A 17,689-nucleotide genomic window follows, 5' to 3' on the forward strand; every position below is an offset into this window, starting at 1 on the left:
TAAGACCTTGCCATTGGAATTGTCCAGACTAATCACTTCTCGATCTATCTTACCTTACGTCCTAACTAAGCTGGCGATTGCTATACGAGATCTATTAACTTAGACGAACAAGGTGTTTAATCTGTGACAACTTCTTATTAAAAAACTGATTTATTACAAAACTGGAAACAAACAAATCAATCAAGAGGTTATTAAGTGTAAAAGAGAATACAATTGGTCGGAAACTAATGGTGGTAATAAGAAGAATTATTAAATCAGCAATAAAATAATAATTGATCCTGCGTTACGATACATTTACAAAGGCGATCACATAATCAGAGCTTACGCTTATCGCAAAACAAAAAAGAATTTCTGGTATCTAACACCTATTTTCCTCCCTTAGAAAGACCCATATCTATCTAGGAGCATTATGGACGAGACAACCATATTTTTTGCTAAACTCGCATCCGCATATTTTATTGTCACCGGAGTGGGTTTCCTGCTTTCAACTGACTTTTACGAGAAGATGGTAAATACAAATGCAAGTGTACATCCTGTAAGCCTTAATCTTTCCGGTGCAGTGCATTTTCTGGTTGGTATGTCTGTCCTGCTACAACATTTTCGCTGGGGAAATCTTTTAGAAGTAATTATTACACTCATCGGTTTTGCAGCAACCTTGAAAGGTGTGGGTTTAATTGTCGTACCTGAATTAACGCTCAAATCCCCGAAAACAGGTAGAACAGCCCTCAGATTATCCGGCGTCGGATTTCTCACAATCGGTACCTATTTGGGATACATGGGCTATTTGAGGTAACAATAAAATAATGGTCATCTTCAGGCGTATAACTGCATCGTAAAATGCCTACTGGCTAAGAATAAACTACAATATAATAGTTACGTCTCCCTTGCGAGCAATCTTTTTAACCCATAATTCTTTTAATCCCTAATACTTATGAAATTCCCACCCTGGTAACCTCATAAAAAATTATCGCCCCAGCGATTTACATTACAAACCCTACAGTTTTGTTCTTGTAGAAAAACCCTATATAAGGCTTCTACATGGATTCCCCCACCAACAGCCATCGCTGTTTTGAATGCAAGCGTTGGTAAATGTTGAAGATGGGAGAATAAATAATGTCACTTCATGGAAAAAATAAAACTGTAAGTAATGTATTTTTATTAACTATTATCTTCCTCCTCATTGAATTATTAGACGAGATGATTGATGGGGTCCGTGGTGCTGCTTGGCCGTTAATTCGCAACGATTTGCAGCTTGACTATATCCAAGTAGGGATGTTGCTGACAATACCCAATATTGTAAGTAGTATCATAGAACCTTTAGCGGGAATCTGGGGAGATATCGGTCAGCGAAGAAAATTAATTTTGGGTGGAGGTGTTGCTTTTGCAACTGCTTTATTGTTAATTTCCCTCAGCCACAATTTTCCATTATTATTAGTAGGCTTTATCCTGTTTTATCCGGCTTCTGGTTGCTTTGTCAGTCTTTCCCAAGCCACACTCATGGATATTGAACCGACAAACCACGAGCAAAATATGGCACGTTGGGAATTCGCCGGTTCTGTGGGAAATGTAATTGGGCCTTTGATTTTAGCAGTTGCTGTTGCATTAAATCAAAGTTGGCGGAGTGCATTTTTTCTTTTGGCGGTACTCACAGTATGTTTGCTGGGAATCGTGTGGAAGCATCGAAGAGCGTTCGCAACGATATCTGCACATAGCGATCAAGCAACACAGGATTTGAGAAAGGGGGTAATTAACGCCTTTAACGCCTTAAAAAAACCTAAAGTGGTGCTCTGGTTAATTTTATTACAATTTTCGGATTTAATGCTGGATATTCTAGGTGGCTTTTTGGCATTGTATTTTGTTGATTCTGTGGGTGCAAACAATACCCAAGCTAGTTTTGCCGTTGCTGTATGGTTGGGTTTTGGTTTACTGGGGGATTTTTTGCTCATTCCCTTATTAGAAAGAATACGGGGACTTTCTTACTTACGATTAAGTGCTGCGATCGTTTTGTGTCTTTATCCAGCTTTTTTGCTCATACCAAACATCAACGTCAAATTATTAATTCTTGGTTTGCTGGGTTTATTTAACGCTGGTTGGTACTCAATTCTCCAAGGGCAATTGTATAAAGTGATGCCTGGACAGAGTGGTACAGTCATGACATTGAATAACTTATTTGGTTTAGTAGGTGGTTTAATCCCTCTTGGACTGGGTTTGGTTGCTCAACACTATGGATTACAAAATACCATGTGGCTGTTATTTGTAGCACCTGTCACTTTATTAATAGGAGTAAGAGTATCTAAGAATCTTCCATAAACTTGAGATATTTAGATACATTTGCCTTGGTATAACAGCCACTCCTTCATAACTGCAGTAACTAGTCGTAAGTCGTCTTCATCAATGATATATGGGGGCATAGTGTACAGCCACTTGCCATAGGGACGAAGCCATACTCCCCGATCGCGACCAAACTCCCTGAATCCCATGAGGTTCGACGGAGATTCAAACTCTAGGACTCCTATGGCTCCAAGTACTCGTGCATCACAAAGCGATGGTCCATCCAATCCATGGAATTCTTCTATAAGCACTTTCTCAATAGCTTTGATTTTACTGAGATAGTTTTCAGTTTCAATGAGACTGATACTTGCTAACGCGACAGCACAGGCGACTGCATTTCCCATAAAAGTAGGACCATGCATGAAGGCAAGTTCCGGATCGTCACCGAGAAAGGACTCGTAGACTTGGCTTGTAGCGATAGTTGCCGATAGTCCGAAATATCCCCCAGTGAGCGCTTTACTCAAAACCATGATATCTGGGGTGACATTGGCAAGATCTGCTGCAAATAAGGCTCCTGTCCGCCCAAAACCTGTTGCTACCTCATCAAATATAAGTAGCACTTTGTGCTCATCACAAAGCCTTCGGGCGCAAAATAAATACTCGGGGGGATAGAAGCGAAAACCACCAGCTCCTTGAAATATCGGTTCGAGAATTACAGCGGCAATCTGACTGTTATTCGCTCTCAAAAGCTCCTCAAGTTGACCAAGTGATGCTTGGGATTCGTCAGACTCTATATTAGGTCCACCCGGTGCATCAACGAAATACTGAGGGAGTATCGCCCCTTTAAACAATCGGTGCATTCCCTCATCATCGTCACTCACTGACATAGCCCCTGTCGTATCGCCATGATAGCCCCGACGGAGCGCCACAAAACGGCTCTTCTGGGGAAAACCTTGATTGCGCCAGAACTGAATTGCCATCTTGAGCGCAATCTCTACCCCCACTGAGCCACTATCACCAAAGAAAACATGGTTGAGCCCAAATGGGGTAATTCTGACTAAGGTTTCGGCTAACTTAATAGCTGCATCGTTAACCAGACCCCCAAGCATAACATGAGCGAATTTTGCCAGTTGCTCCTGAACCGCCTTATTGAGGACAGGGTGATTGTAGCCATGAATAACACACCACCACGAAGAGATACCGTCAATGAGCGCCGTACCATCATCAAAATAGAGTTTGACCCCTTCTGCTCTAACTACTCTATATGGGGGTACTACAGTTTTCATTTGTGCGTACGGAAGCCAGAGCGAATCAAATTGTTTCGTCATCGGGGTTCATGTCAATTTATTGACGTAGGTAAATATTATAGTTCAGGACCCAATCTTCAGAAACGGTAAAACTAAAATCAATTATAGCTGCGCTACTTTGCGGTTAAGCCTTACGTATTGCTGCGCTAACGTCGTCAGACGCGTGCATTCGTCTTTAGACGCGTCCAAACCGGTACATTTACGCTAGCCGCTAACGCCAATCCCTAATCCCCGATCGCCCTTAAAATAACATTATTCGTAATTCGGGAAATATTATTATCATAATTATTATGAGATAAACTTCCACAAAAAGAAATTGAACCAACTGAAAATACTGCTCCCCCATTGGGAGTTTCATAATAAATTATGTCAGCCCGAATCAAGTCAGAATCTGGTTCTCCCCCACAATTAGAAACGTGGGTGAGTTGCTCCTCATGAACCAGGATAAAATTATCATTATGGTTTTCAGAACTTGCTAAAACAAACACATTTCGGGGAGTACCCAAAGCATAATCGACTCGGTCGAGTTCATAACCTGCAGCACCGCAGCCAATTAGACCAAAATCCCCCAAAATATCCTCATCAACATCCGCAAATATCCACGCAACCTTTTCATTCTTAGAATTGCGGTGACGACGGTAATATGTCCCTTCCATAAAACCTTGAGCCGAAAATCCAACTCCTACCAGTTCCTGGGGTGGACGACCATTACGTCTCCATAAACCACCATAGGTCCCATCAAAACTATGATAATATTCCCCAGGTTCTGCAGCCCAAGCCCGAATACCTCCTTCTGCGCGTCTCACTTCATATACACCATCCAATTCTTGGTGCTTTGCAATTCGCCAATAAAAGCCATTTCCACCCAAATACATTAAATTACCGCCATTTTCGCTGTAATCTTTCAGAGCATCAAGACTTTGTTTTGTATGATATTCCGGGTGTGTTGTGGTCAGCACAACCTTGTAAGATTCAATTAAGCTAAAACCCTGTTCGTGTAAATCTTCATCTGTAATCACATCAAAATTATGCCCCATCGCCTCTAACCAAGCAAACAAATGGGTATCTGCAGGGAAATGACGTAAACCTGAACCTGGGAATTCTGGAATCGAGATAAAACCCGATCGCATATTCATCATTGGTCGCGATCGCGATGCATAACAAATACCGCTCCCGTCAGAGTGAAAATTGTAAGTGGAAAGTCCGTATTCTGGATGCTCATCTGGCGTCCATGGACGTGCATTCCATACATTCGCACGTTCTCGATAAACCTCATTGGTATTACCGCGAGCATGATTTCCATAAAGAATATAAGTAAATGTAGGAATTAAAACGCAGATATCAGATTGAGGTTGACCCGGTTTTGGTCGCACAAAAAAAGGAATCATTTCTTCTACATCGCCACACTTGAGACGAGCAGCATATACCCCACTGTGCATATCTTCAGGAACGGTAAAACTAAAATCAGTCTCCCAGCCGCAATCATAGATATCATCATCGTGGAAATGAATTGCTCCATATTCTTCTGGTGCATGTCTCCAACACATTTCCTCACCAGACCAATTAGAACCCGTTACTCCCCTGGTAGGTAAATTAATTAGCTCCCCATCAAGTTTGTTTGGTCCCAAGTCGATAATTTGAGTACCTGTAATATTTTGGGAAAAGTCCCATACTGCAATAATTGCTTTGGGATTGCTTCCTATCGTCGCAATCACGTTAATTAGGTTATCCGTAGGTGAGTTCTGTATCTTTAAGATAGTTTCTCGGTCAAAAGCTCCATTCAACACTATAGGGCGCTCGATTTTACCATTAAAATGCTTAGCAACCGGAACTCCATCCATTGCAGCAATTAATAAATCGATACCAGTATTCAACTCCGGGATAAATTTAACTTGAATTGATTTACTAGCCCCACTGTCCTGCAGATAATTAGATTTTAGGGGTAATTGCCCTACAGATAGAATTTTACCCTCAGATTTGAAATCACAACTAAATGTCATCCATACTCGATACCAATTGCGGACCCATAATTTTTGACCAGTAGAAACTTGAATTTCATTTCCTTTCCCGTCCCCAATTTGACCAGCCAAACAGCCATCAGCATCAATAATTAAGGCGAACCCAGCTTTTATATAGCGATCGTATTTACATATGATTCCTTGTTCTCCCTTGTTTGGTGTGGTTGGGTATATCGTTGCAATGACAGTAAAACTAGAAGCGCCACTGAAAACATCTCGATGCTTTACACGAGCGTAAGAACCAAGATAAACCGGTTGAAATCGCGATGGATAAGAACCAGTAAAACTTGCAGGTAATTCCTCTTCGCGAATACCAACTCCATCCGGGTTAGGGTCTCCAGAAATCACGCGTACAAGCTTTGCATCATAAGGTAGATGCTGATTACTGCTGACCTTAAATTCAATCTTCATCCTGGGAGCAACAGACAAGCGATCGCTATAACCGATTAGAGGAATCATGGTATTGCGGGGTTCAGATAAGCATTTGCATGTAGGTATGTTTTACTTTACCGAATATAAATTAATGTCTCAAATTCATTATTTATCTTGCATCAAAAAACCAATCAAAAAGACTTGAACACTTGAGAATTTATATACTTAAACATTTAAGTGCTTTGTATTAAAAATAAAAGTATACAAATAATTAATATATTAATATTTTATAAGTTAATAATTCATGTACATTTGATTAGTGTACTAAGCTATATGACTGTCAACATCTAGATGTTTGAATATGGATAAATAATTTTTGTATAACACTACATAATCATCCGGGTGTATCCATCCCGCAGGGCAGGAATACCTTGGAACGCGAGCGGCAAAGCCAAACGCAAAACAGGGAGCAGTTCAAATAATTGATGTGTAATAGTTTTTTAAGAAATTGGTATTAAATTCGTCTAGCGACTTATCTGCGTGGTATTCCATAATTTCACAGTTTTGTCACCACTAGCAGTTGCAAGGAACTTGCCATTAGGGCTGAAACTAACGGCACTAACCCAGTCTGTATGTTTGAGATTTTTGATTTCTTTTCCTGTGGTAACATCCCACAGTTTCACCATATTGTCACTACTTGCAGAAGCAACCAGCTTTCCATCAGGGCTGAAGCTGATGCTATTAACCGAAGATTTATGCCCATTGAAAGTTTTAATTTCTTTGCCTGAAGTAAAATCCCATAATTTTACCGTGTTGTCACCACCTCCACTTGCAAGGAGCTTACCAAACCCTTGGGGGGTCGCAATGCTAACAGGACTGAAGGTAACAACACTAACCCAGCTTGTATGCCCATTGAGGGTTCTGATTTCTTTACCTGTAGTAACGTCCCACAGTTTTACTGTCTTGTCACCACCCGCAGTTGCAAGAAGTTTACTGTCAGGGCTGAAGCTGATGCCATTAAATGAATATTTACCCCCATGGAAGGTTTTTATTTCTTTACCTGTGGTAACATTCCACAGTTTCACAGTCTTGTCAGCACCCGCAGAAGCAAGGAGCTTTCCGTCAGGGCTGAAGCTGATATCTAAAACCCAGTTTGTATGACCACCGAGTGTTCTGATTTCTTTACCTGTGGTAACATCCCACAGCTTCACCATTTTGTCGCGACCTGTAGAAACAAGAAGCTTACCGTCAGGGCTAAAGCTGATGCTATCAACCCAGCCTGTATGACCACTAAGCGTTCTAATTTCTTTGCCTGTAGTAACATCCCACAGTTTCACCGTCTTGTCACCACCCGCAGTTGCAAGAAGTTTACTGTCAGGGCTGAAGCTGACGTCACGAACCCATTTTGTATGCCCTTCCAAGATTTTAGCTGCTTTATTATTTTGAGTTGAGTTTGATAATGCTAGTTCTATAATTATGTGGTTATTCCTATCTCGCAAGGATTTACCTTGCACTTTTACAATATTTTTTATACTTGATTGCCAAGAATTAGATCCATCTAAATTCAAAAAACCACCAGAACTTGGGTTGAGTGAATTAATTTGACTGATTTTAGGATAATTCCAGCCTATGCCGAGTAATTCAGTATTTTTAATCGCCGCACCGTTGCTGATCGCAAAAATAGCAGCCACAACTGCCGTTGTAATTGAGTGCATAACTATAAAGTAATGATTGAAGCTACATCTTGAAGGATTTTATGCACTATAGACTACAGATGATATGTGGATTATTCCAGATCTTAAATTGCTCCTGTTAGAACAACCCAATGCATATTATTAAAATAATAGAGGTAATAATATTTACTGTCATCACCTTTAGATCTTTAATTATAGATTTAGTGTTTCCGTACTAAATTAAAATCACTGTAGTACTGATGATATCCGAAGCTTCAACTACGTTATCAATCAGTGCTTTGAGCGCGTTGTGCAATATAGTAGCAATAGAACATCCGTAATATGAGGTGGAAAAACACTTCGATGTGCCGATGGCTTGCTTATTTGGGTAACCCGATTTATCTCGAAGAGTTAATTTACAAGCCGAAACATTCCCTGATAGACCAAAGCCTAGCCGCCCGTACCTCTGAGACTACTACTAATGGCGATGGATTTGGGGTGGGATGGTATGGTAACCGAGTTACTCCAGGAGTTTATCGAAATATTCAACCTGCTTGGAATGATAACAACTTAAAGGACTTAGCCGCACAGATCGCATCCCCGTTGTTTCTCGCCCACGTGAGAGCTGCAACCTCGACGGCAGTCCAGCAAACGAACTGTCATCCCTTCCGATATGATAAATGGCTATTTGTTCACAATGGTGTAATTGATAATTTCAAACATATTAAGCGAGACCTTGCTCTTGCGATCGCTCCCGATCTCTATCCGTTCATTGAGGGAAGCACAGACTCCGAAATCATGTTCTATCTTGCATTGACCTTTGGACTTGCCGACGATCCGGTAAATGCCCTTGAGATGATGGTTGGATTCATTGAACAGGTTAGCCAAGATAATGGGGGAACTACATCTATCCAGATGACGCTTGGTATCAGTGAGGGTAAACGCCTAATCGCTGTTCGCTATTCAACCATAGGGCAATCACGCACACTCTACTGTAGTAAAAACTGGCGCGCCTGTCAGGAATTGAATCCAGAATGCGATATTTTTTCTGAAAATGCTCGCCTAGTTGTCTCCGAACCATTAACAGACTTGACAGACGATTGGGAGGAGGTGCCAGAATCAACCGCGATTATTATCCAGTCAGACCATACAGTAACGCAATCTTTTCAGCCGCGAAGTTTTCAATAGCATCAGTTTAATTGCTCTGGTGAGTGCGGCGCATCTACAGCGTTGGGCTACTTCCTTACAAATTTTTAATTCTATAACTAGTCTCAATTCTACGGTGTTGACGATAACATTGATGGATATGATTTAAACTAGTCCGGATTTTATAAGTGATAAGCATAAAATAATACTGCAGACGGATTTCATGTTACTTATCTAATTAATAATTTAGATTTTTAGTCTTGATGATTTTGCCCCCTAGCTACCCAATTTTGGTGGAGGAGGAAACTCATAAAGTTTCCCATAATTGGGAGATTTAGGGGGCTATGGTCTCACTATGTGAAAAACCGAAGTATTTGAAAAATAGTTTTACACCATTGCACTATTTGAAGTTTGGTCTGTAGTTGCAATCAACACATCATTTAGTTCAACATTACTTAAAGCCAAATCCATATTATCGGAATTACTTCCATTGAACCCAAGCTTAATTGATTCTCCCGCTGCAATTACTCCATCCCAGTCAACATTAGTAATTTCATACCGATTTCCTTCGTGACTTGTAATTTTACCACCCCAGATACTGTTCACTTCAAAAGGAGCATCAAATTCTAATTTCCAACCATTTATAGCCGTATCGCCTGTATTGGTAATTTCGATATTACCTGTAAAACCAGCATTCCATTCGTTTCCTACAGAAAAATCGACATCACCAATCACTGGATCGGTTCCACCACCCGTTGGGTCAGTTGGATTACCGTTACCACCATCGGGATTACCATCAGTTAGCTGAGCACTGTATTCTTTAAAGATAAGTTCAGATGGTTTGCCCAAAATAGGATAATCTAAATCAGTTGGGTCATTATTTTGCGATTCTGTAGCATACCAGTTCCAAAATTGTGCACCCTTGAACCAATCTACATTTCCTGCTTCTGGAACATCTCCACCAAATACTTTGAAGACAGCTTCATAAAGTCTCGATTGCTCTTCAAAATCAATTTTGCCACCGCCTTGAAATTCATAAGGTTTGGCTGCAGTACCATCAAGACTACGATAACCTATCTCAGTAAAAGCAATAGGCTTACCATAATCTGTCGAAACTTGTTCTAACCAATCAACAATTGACTGACCATTAGTCAACTGTTTTATATCTTCTATTTCAGGTGTAGATGTCCAAGTTTGAACAAGTTCGTCAACACTAGCATCCTTGTTTGCTGTCAGAGGAAAATAAGCATCTACACCAACAAAGTCAAGACCTTCTGCAAAGGAAATATTCTCAATATTATCCCAGTTAGCTGCGTAGGTTAATTTACCATCATAAACCTGTCTTACTTCCTTAATAATATCTAGCCAAGCATCCTTATCAGCTTCGCCTGTAAGTTTAACAAGTTCAGTCCCAATTACTAAGGCTTTAGCATCATGTTTCTGGGCTAATTTTGCATAGTCCAGGATTAAGTCTTTATAGTTATCGAAAAAAGCTTTGCGATCTGTTGGGTCAAGAGAACCTCTCCATTGACCATTACTGAGATCGACATGGGGTTTTAATAAAACCGAAAGACCCTGATTTTTGGCATCTACAATTGCCTTTTCAACGTTTTCTAGAGATTCAGTGCTTTGCTTGGAAACAATCTTACTACTTTCGGTGGTATCAAGAAAAGAAGTTGCCACAATTGTTGCTGAATCTGCACCAGTTGCTTTGAGTTGCTTTAAAGCTTTAGTCGATTCAGGAGAAGCGAATTTTCCATTCCACCATGATGGATAGTTAAAACCTGCAAATTCCCACATAATTCTATACCTATCAATTCTACTTGTGTCTATTTTTGCTAGCTATTAAGCCTAATTCAGTCAGATGTACTAAAAAAGTTTTCTCTTAAATTGCTACATATTAAGTTGTCACTAATATTCAAATAAAAAATACTAGAAATATGACCAACTAAATGATTTTAAAGAGAAAAAGTGACAAAATGGTGACTTCTCAGCGATGTGAAACATTTAGACTGGTAGTATATTTGTACTAAATCTCAATTATTTATGGTAATTTATTTGAAGAATTACCGTGAATAATGAGCATTTCTATACTATTGGCTTATACAATTCCGCTACTAGCAGCAGTTTGATCTACAGTTCCGATCGGTACATCGTTGAGTTCTACATTGTTCAAAGTAAGTTGCATGTTGTCGGAATTAGTGCCATTGAAACCAAGCTCTATTGATGCTCCCGGTGCAATAAATCCATCCCACTCAGCACTCTCAATAGTATATTGGTTTCCTTCATGACTTAAGATTTTACCACCCCAGATATTATTAACTTCAAAAGGAGCAGTAAATTCCAACTTCCAGCCGTTTATAGCTTTACCACCGGTATTGGTAATTCCCACATTTCCTGTAAAGCCAGTATTCCATTCACTTCTAACAGAAAAATCAACATCACCAATGATTGGATCAGGATCGGTCCCAGCACCGGGGTTACCACTACCATCAGGATTTCCGTCACCACCGGGGATAGTATTTTAGTATTAATAATTAATTATTCACAGTAATTTATTTGAAAAATTACCGTGAATAATAAGATTTCCTATATTATTGGTCTACACAATTCCGCTACTAGCAGCAGTTTGATCTACAGTTCCGATCGGTACATCGTTGAGTTCTACATTGTTCAAAGCAAGTTGCATATTATCGGAATTACTGCCATTGAAACCAAGCTCTATTGATGCTCCAGGTGCAATAAATCCATCCCACTCAGCACTCTCGATAGTATATTGGTTTCCTTCATGACTTAAGATATTACCACCCCAGATATCATTAACTTCAAAAGGAGCAGTAAATTCTAACTTCCAGCCATTTATAGCTTGATCGCCAGTATTGGTAATTTCCACATTTCCTGTAAAGCCAGTATTCCATTCGCTTCTAACAGAAAAATCAACATCACCAATGATTGGATCGGGATCTGTTCCACCACCGGGGTTACCGCCACCATCAGGATTACCGCCACCATCAGGATTACCACCACCATCGGGATTTCCACTACCGGAGTTACCATTTCCATCCAGGTTAATACCAGGAATTTCAGTTAGTGCTTTACCACCAAATTCCTGTGTCATCCGTGCAAGAGCACCAGTAAAACCAGCATTATAATCTAAGGCTACTTCATTAGCGATATAGTCACCACGGTTATCCTCATAAGCAAAATCATCTGCTTGTTTGGGACCACCAACTAGCGCACCGTAGAGAGTGTATTTGTTGGGATTGGGGTCATTTAAATTTGTAGTTCCAGATGATCCTCGGTGGTGAGGATTCTGGGGAGAGTTTTCACCAAAACCTACTACATAACTGGAATTTCTGGGATTATCTCCCAACATGTAATTAATCTGACTTTCTGCAAAATCTGTATACTTTCCACCTTTATCGTTTACAGTGTCACCATAAATACCTGCGAGAAAGGATACATTTGCTGCATGACGCAAAGAACCCCATTGGGTTGACCATGCCAACCCACCATCGGTTTTAGGAATACCACCACTAGGATTTGCCCAAGTATCTAACCAACTTTCTGTAGCCTGTACGTATTCTCTCTTACCAGTCTCTTGAGCCAGAATAACAGCAGTTCCAGGAGTTTTATTATCCCAGTCATGGGAACCACCAGGACCATTATAATAACTCTCTGCCTTATCTAAATACTTAGTATCTTGACCGCCTGCAGCTTTAACTGCTTTATGTAACCAAGCTGCACCCCAAGCAAGTTCATCTTTATAACCACTGAAGGATTTATAAAACTTACCAGCATCTGTAATGGAATCAGAATAAGCACCTTTATATGTTTCTGCAAAATCATAAAGCTGCTTTGCTTTGTCTAAGAGTTTATCAGCATAAGCATTATCAGTACCCCGAAAAGCAATAGATGCAGAAGCTAGTGCTGCAGCACTTTCTCCTGTTAAATCTGAACCGGGATTAGCAGCGTCAACCTTAAAAGCAGGACGAGCCATTGTCATATCTTCGGGTGCACCCCAAAAATTATGATCGGCTTGACCATCACCTACCTGACCCCAGAATTCATCATCCTGTATAGTTTTAGTTCCTTTATCATCGTAGGCTTTGAGAATATAGTCAGTTCCCCATTTGATATTTGCCAGAGTTTCGTCAAGTTGACCGACTTTCTCATAACCTTTACGATATTGCTCTACACCCCAGCCCAACATAGTCATTGAGGATGCCATGGGGAATCCAAATTTTACGTGGTCTCCTGCATCAAAGTAGCCACCTGTTAGATCGCGACCGACATCAGCACCATCATTGAGTGCAGAATCACCACGCCAAGAGATAGGATTATCTTCAGGTAATTTACCGGATCTTTGAGCCATATAGAAGAGGTTGGACTTCTGTAAAGCTTCACCGTAATTAAACTTTGGTTGGGTTTTAAGATTATCCATAATTTTTAGTTTCCTGAGTTTAAATCTTGATATTAGTTTGCAGAAAAATTATCTGGAAATTAGCCTTCAGATCTGCTGACAATTTCTAATAAGCAATATTTCATACAAAGTGTTCTGCAGACTATTTCCTGGTATTTTTTTGAAAAGCCAGAAAATAATTACCCTTGAGTTCCTGATTTCCCCTATTCATTATCAAATACTCAAATATATTGATAATAAGAATAGGAAAAACCAGGGAAAAGGTTTATTTAGAAGAATTGAAGAATTAGCGTGAAGAAATATGGAGTTCTAAAGAGAGATTACACCATATACACCATAGCAGCACCGCTTGCGTTAGTTGGGTTTTCGGTCCCGAGCAGCACATCATTTAGCTCTACATTATTTAACACCAGGTTCATGTTATCGGAATTACTGCCATTGAAGCCGAACTGAATTGATTCTCCTGCTCCAATATTTGCATCCCAATCAACATTCTCAATTACATATGCGTTTCCTTCATGGCTTGTAATCTCACCACCCCAGATGTCATTCACCTCAAAAGGAGCATTGAATTCCAGCTTCCAACCATTGATATCTTGACTACCATTGTTTGTAATTTCCACATTACCTGTAAAGCCAGTATCCCATTCGCTTCTGATGGAAAAATCAACATCGCCGGTAATTGGATCGGGGTCAGTTCCACCACCACCGGGGTTACCACCACCACCGGGGTTACCATCGCCACCACCGGGGTTACCATCGCCACCACCGGGGTTACCATCGCCACCACCGGGGTTACCATCGCCACCACCGGGGTTACCGCCACCACCGGAGCTTCCGGTTCCATCTAGGTCAAGACCAGGAATTTCGGTTAGTGCTTCCCCACCAAATACCTGTGTCATCCGTGCAACAGCACCTTGGAAGCCTGCATTGTAATCTAACGCTACTTCATTTGCAATAAAATCACCACGATCATCTTTGTAAGAAAAATCATTAGCTTCTTTAGGACCACCAACCAATGCTCCGTAGAGAACATGTTTTGTAGGTTCTACATCTTGATTATGAGCGTCAGATGCCCCAGATGCTGCCCGATGGTGAGGATTCTGAGGAGAGTTTTCACCAAAGCCCACTACATAACTAGAATTTCTGGGGTTATCTCCCAAGATATAATTTATCTGGTCTTCTGCAAAGCCTGTATATTTTCCTCCCTTATCATTGACGGTATCACCGTATATACCTGCCAGCAAAGCTGTACTTGACGAATAACGCAAAGAGCCCCACGGAGCTATATATGGTAAACCACCCTCAGTTTTCTCAATACCACCATTAGGATCTGCCCAATTATCTAACCAAGCTTCAACATCACCTTGATATTTTTCTTTACCTGTTTCTTGGGCTAATAAAACACCAGTTCCATAGGATTTATCATCCCAGTTTTGGGTCCAACCAGTACCTATACCGTTATAGTAACTCTCTGCTTTATCTAAATACTTGGTATCTTTACCACCTGCGGCTTCAACAGCTTTATGCAACCAAGCTGCACCCCAAGCTAGTTCATCTTGGTAGCCACTCCAAGAATTATAGAAGGTGCTAGCATTTGTAATGGCATCAGAATATTTGCCTTTATATGTATCTGCAAAATCATATAACTGTTTGGCTTTATCTAAGAGTTTGTCAGCATAAGCATCATTAGTTCCACGGAAGATAATGGAAGCAGAAGCTAGTGCAGCCGCACTTTCTCCAGTTAAATCAGAACCAGGATTAGCAGCATCCACCTTGAAAGATGGACGATCCATTGTCATTTTCTCTGGTGCTCCCCAGTAAGCATGATCGACAAAACCATCACCTACCTGACCCCAAAAAACATCATCTTTGGTTGTTGCAGTTCCTTTATCGTCATAGGCTTTGAGAATAAAGTCGGTTCCCCATTTAATATTATCGAGAGCTTCGTCCAATTGACCGACTTTCTCATAACCTTTACGATATTGCTCTACACCCCAAGCCAGTGTAGTCATTGAGTATGCCATAGGAAACCCAAACTTTACATGGTCTCCGGCATCATAATAACCACCTGTCAGGTCGCGACCGACATCGGCTCCGTCATTAAGTGCAGAATCACCACGCCAAGGAATCGGATTATCTTCAGGTAGCTTACCCGAGCGTTGGGCCATGTAGAAAATATTAGACTTCTGTAGAACTTCACCGTAGTTGTATTTTGGTTGAGTTTGAAGTTTATCCATACTTAAAATCCTTGCATTCCTATTTCAGATAAAGTTTATAAAACAGTGGCCTGAAAGTTACATTTCAGACTTACTGATAGTCTTTACAGTCAATATTCGAGTTCGAATCAAAAATTCTTTGTAGGTTGTTTCCTGTAATCTTCTTGAAGAGACAGAAAATAAGCAATCAATGGTTTAGTCTCAGAAGTAATTTAGGCCAACTGGGAACAAAGTAAGTATTTACTTTATTTGGGTACAGTATATCGAGATAGTGCATAAAAATCATCTATATTTTGGCAACCTGGACATATGTTACTACTCAAATTCAGATCACTATATGAATTATCAAATAATGATTTAGGGTCTTTAAAAACCATTAAGGTCTGAGTTCTCATCACATTTAGGGAAGCTGATAAATAAGTACTCCTCAACGACTGATTTTTACTTGTCTATTCTCAATTATTTACAAATACTGATAATACTACAGGAAAAAAGAGAAAAAAGTACGATTTTGAATAATGAGCGTGAAAAATAATAATACCTGTAACATAGTTAACGCAATCTTTTCGTTGTTCAGAGTAGCCTATCTTACTGTCCTAAGCATGACATCATGCTCTTGCTTTACTAGTTGGCTTGTAGGGATAATCTTCATTTTGGTTACCCTACTGTGTTCGAGCGACTTAATTAGGATGTATCATGTTGCAAGTAGTTACCTATCTAAATATAGAAAATGTTATTTGCCTCCAATTACCCAGCAAATTGTCGGTATTTCTTTCTATATTCCTGTTGAGACAAAGGTTTAAAGCTTCATAGATAGTCAATATCTCGCTCTGAGCACTGACAACAATTGATACATTTATCCAATTATATTTTCCTTATTGTCAGCCCATTCACCTCCTTGCTAGATTTGTCTGAATAAATTCTTTTAGCCAGTATTTACGCACGGATAAAGCAATTACAATCATTGCGACTTAAGGTTAGCAAAGTGTTTCCGGCTCCGAAATAGCGTTCTCAAACTATTAGAAATTTGTAATCAGTGGGTAAGTCCTATTAGTAATACTTTATCGCTAGAATTTTTATCATCTATTTGTATTGCAAGTAACTTAAAGGATTATTTGCTATAGTCACCTTAAAAGTACTCAAAGTATGAATTTTCTCGCCGTTTACCCTGCGAAAAAACCGTATCTAAAAAAATTATTTTTCTACAAAAATATGTAAGTTTAAAGCCTAATTATTAGTTTATTATCATTCATGAAATGTCGCTTTCTAGCGCAAACCTTATTTAGTGGGATAAATTGAAGGAAATTTAAAATGGACTCAACTAGCTATCAGATTCCCGATGCTTCGCGTTTGAACCCCAATGTAGCACCATCGGACAATTTCGATCTTCTTGATTGGAAACTAACTCTTCCTGTTGATAATAACAAGGATGGTAAAGCCGATGAGATTAAGGAATTACAACTATCTGACGGTTTTGAAAATAGCTCCTATTTCTACACTGGCGAAGACGGGGGGATGGTCTTTAAAGCACCGGTTCGTGGTTCTAGAACATCTACAAACACAAAATACACACGAACCGAATTACGTGAGATGTTGCGCAGAGGTGACACTAGCGATTCAACGACCGGTGTTGNCAAATGATGATGAGCCTTTGCGTATTTACTACCGAAAATTACCTGGCAATTCAAAAGGTTCCATTTACATTGCCCACGAGCCGCGAACCGGTTCAGAACAGTGGTATGAAATGATTGGGAGTCGCTCTAACAATGCATCAAATCCCTCAGATGGTATTTCCCTTGATGAGAAGTTTAGCTACAAAGTTAAGACACAAGGAAATACACTGACAGTCAGCATTATGCGTCCTGGAAAACCGGATGTTGTTCAGGAAGTGGATATGACCGATAGCGGTTTTGATAGCAAAAATCAGTACATGTACTTTAAAGCAGGCGTGTACAACCAAAATAATACGGGCGATTCAAAGGACTATGCTCAAGCTACCTTTTACGCACTCGATAACAACCATACTGGATACTCACAACCAAATTCAACACCAACACCCGATTCATCAGGGGGTAGCAGTGGCGGCGATAATGGTGGCGGTAATGGTAGCGACCCAGTTATTGATGAAGTCAACAATCAGGCTCCCAATAGTTCAGGTTTGAACCCTAATGTAGCACCATCGGACAATTTCGATCTTCTTGATTGGAAACTAACTCTTCCTGTTGATAATAACAAGGATGGTAAAGCCGATGAGATTAAG

Annotated in this window: 12 protein-coding genes; 5 read left to right on the forward strand and 7 right to left on the reverse strand. The window is 40.1% G+C overall.

Translation table 11 applies throughout. The features are described 5' to 3' along the window. The first annotated feature begins 409 nt into the window (after positions 1 to 409). Positions 410 to 793 carry a hypothetical protein gene (locus BC008_RS10440; RefSeq protein ID WP_027846685.1) on the forward strand — a complete coding sequence of 128 codons (384 nt, stop codon included), beginning with the start codon at positions 410 to 412 and terminating at the stop codon, positions 791 to 793. A gap of 320 nt (positions 794 to 1,113) precedes the next feature. Continuing rightward, complete coding sequence (locus BC008_RS10445) at positions 1,114 to 2,310, forward strand: MFS transporter (protein WP_027846686.1); 1,197 nt, start codon at positions 1,114 to 1,116, stop codon at positions 2,308 to 2,310. A gap of 11 nt (positions 2,311 to 2,321) precedes the next feature. Here BC008_RS10445 and bioA read toward each other — a convergent pair whose 3' ends face one another. The 3 genes from bioA to BC008_RS10460 all read right to left on the reverse strand — a co-directional run bounded on the left by bioA (position 2,322) and on the right by BC008_RS10460 (position 7,683). After that, positions 2,322 to 3,599, reverse strand: a complete 1,278-nt coding sequence (gene bioA / locus BC008_RS10450; RefSeq protein ID WP_027846687.1) for an adenosylmethionine--8-amino-7-oxononanoate transaminase — start codon at positions 3,597 to 3,599, stop codon at positions 2,322 to 2,324. A gap of 203 nt (positions 3,600 to 3,802) precedes the next feature. Next, positions 3,803 to 6,055 carry a N,N-dimethylformamidase beta subunit family domain-containing protein gene (locus BC008_RS10455; protein ID WP_027846331.1) on the reverse strand — a complete coding sequence of 751 codons (2,253 nt, stop codon included), beginning with the start codon at positions 6,053 to 6,055 and terminating at the stop codon, positions 3,803 to 3,805. Between the two features lie 437 nt (positions 6,056 to 6,492). Further along, complete coding sequence (locus BC008_RS10460) at positions 6,493 to 7,683, reverse strand: WD40 repeat domain-containing protein (RefSeq protein ID WP_058183500.1); 1,191 nt, start codon at positions 7,681 to 7,683, stop codon at positions 6,493 to 6,495. Between the two features lie 300 nt (positions 7,684 to 7,983). Between BC008_RS10460 and BC008_RS10465 the strand changes: the two genes are divergently transcribed. Next, on the forward strand, positions 7,984 to 8,829 hold the full coding sequence (locus BC008_RS10465) for a class II glutamine amidotransferase (RefSeq protein ID WP_201026111.1): 846 nt from the start codon (positions 7,984 to 7,986) through the stop codon (positions 8,827 to 8,829). 345 nt (positions 8,830 to 9,174) lie between these two features. Here the strand turns inward: BC008_RS10465 and BC008_RS10470 are convergent, their stop codons facing one another. The 4 genes from BC008_RS10470 to BC008_RS10485 form a co-directional block, all read right to left on the reverse strand. Next, positions 9,175 to 10,587, reverse strand: a complete 1,413-nt coding sequence (locus tag BC008_RS10470; protein ID WP_058183501.1) for a glycoside hydrolase family 113 — start codon at positions 10,585 to 10,587, stop codon at positions 9,175 to 9,177. Between the two features lie 301 nt (positions 10,588 to 10,888). Beyond that, on the reverse strand, positions 10,889 to 11,305 hold the full coding sequence (locus tag BC008_RS10475) for a cellulose binding domain-containing protein (protein ID WP_082650535.1): 417 nt from the start codon (positions 11,303 to 11,305) through the stop codon (positions 10,889 to 10,891). A gap of 84 nt (positions 11,306 to 11,389) precedes the next feature. Further along, entirely contained in the window at positions 11,390 to 13,231 is a 1,842-nt protein-coding gene (locus BC008_RS10480; protein WP_058183503.1) for a glycoside hydrolase family 9 protein, read from the reverse strand. Between the two features lie 299 nt (positions 13,232 to 13,530). Further along, positions 13,531 to 15,450 (reverse strand): glycoside hydrolase family 9 protein, encoded by a 1,920-nt coding sequence (locus tag BC008_RS10485; RefSeq protein ID WP_058183504.1) that lies wholly within the window; start codon positions 15,448 to 15,450, stop codon positions 13,531 to 13,533. 1,290 nt (positions 15,451 to 16,740) lie between these two features. Between BC008_RS10485 and BC008_RS52055 the strand changes: the two genes are divergently transcribed. Both BC008_RS52055 and BC008_RS52060 read left to right on the forward strand, forming a co-directional pair. Next, complete coding sequence (locus tag BC008_RS52055) at positions 16,741 to 17,070, forward strand: polysaccharide lyase family 7 protein (protein WP_058183505.1); 330 nt, start codon at positions 16,741 to 16,743, stop codon at positions 17,068 to 17,070. Next, positions 17,057 to 17,689 (forward strand): polysaccharide lyase family 7 protein (locus BC008_RS52060; protein ID WP_456152289.1); only part of this gene is annotated, 633 nt, incomplete at its 3' end. The genes BC008_RS52055 and BC008_RS52060, both read left to right, overlap by 14 nt.

The organism is Mastigocoleus testarum BC008 (assembly GCF_001456025.1).
Lineage (GTDB): Bacteria > Cyanobacteriota > Cyanobacteriia > Cyanobacteriales > Nostocaceae > Mastigocoleus > Mastigocoleus testarum.

Coding starts and splice junctions, on each gene's coding strand:
- BC008_RS10485 (WP_058183504.1), bottom strand. CDS start 15,450: ATGGATAAACTTCAAACTCAACCAAAATACAACTACGGTGAAGTTCTA.
- bioA (WP_027846687.1), bottom strand. CDS start 3,599: ATGACGAAACAATTTGATTCGCTCTGGCTTCCGTACGCACAAATGAAA.
- BC008_RS10465 (WP_201026111.1), top strand. CDS start 7,984: ATGAGGTGGAAAAACACTTCGATGTGCCGATGGCTTGCTTATTTGGGT.
- BC008_RS10460 (WP_058183500.1), bottom strand. CDS start 7,683: ATGCACTCAATTACAACGGCAGTTGTGGCTGCTATTTTTGCGATCAGC.
- BC008_RS10455 (WP_027846331.1), bottom strand. CDS start 6,055: ATGATTCCTCTAATCGGTTATAGCGATCGCTTGTCTGTTGCTCCCAGG.
- BC008_RS10445 (WP_027846686.1), top strand. CDS start 1,114: ATGTCACTTCATGGAAAAAATAAAACTGTAAGTAATGTATTTTTATTA.
- BC008_RS10480 (WP_058183503.1), bottom strand. CDS start 13,231: ATGGATAATCTTAAAACCCAACCAAAGTTTAATTACGGTGAAGCTTTA.
- BC008_RS10470 (WP_058183501.1), bottom strand. CDS start 10,587: ATGTGGGAATTTGCAGGTTTTAACTATCCATCATGGTGGAATGGAAAA.
- BC008_RS10440 (WP_027846685.1), top strand. CDS start 410: ATGGACGAGACAACCATATTTTTTGCTAAACTCGCATCCGCATATTTT.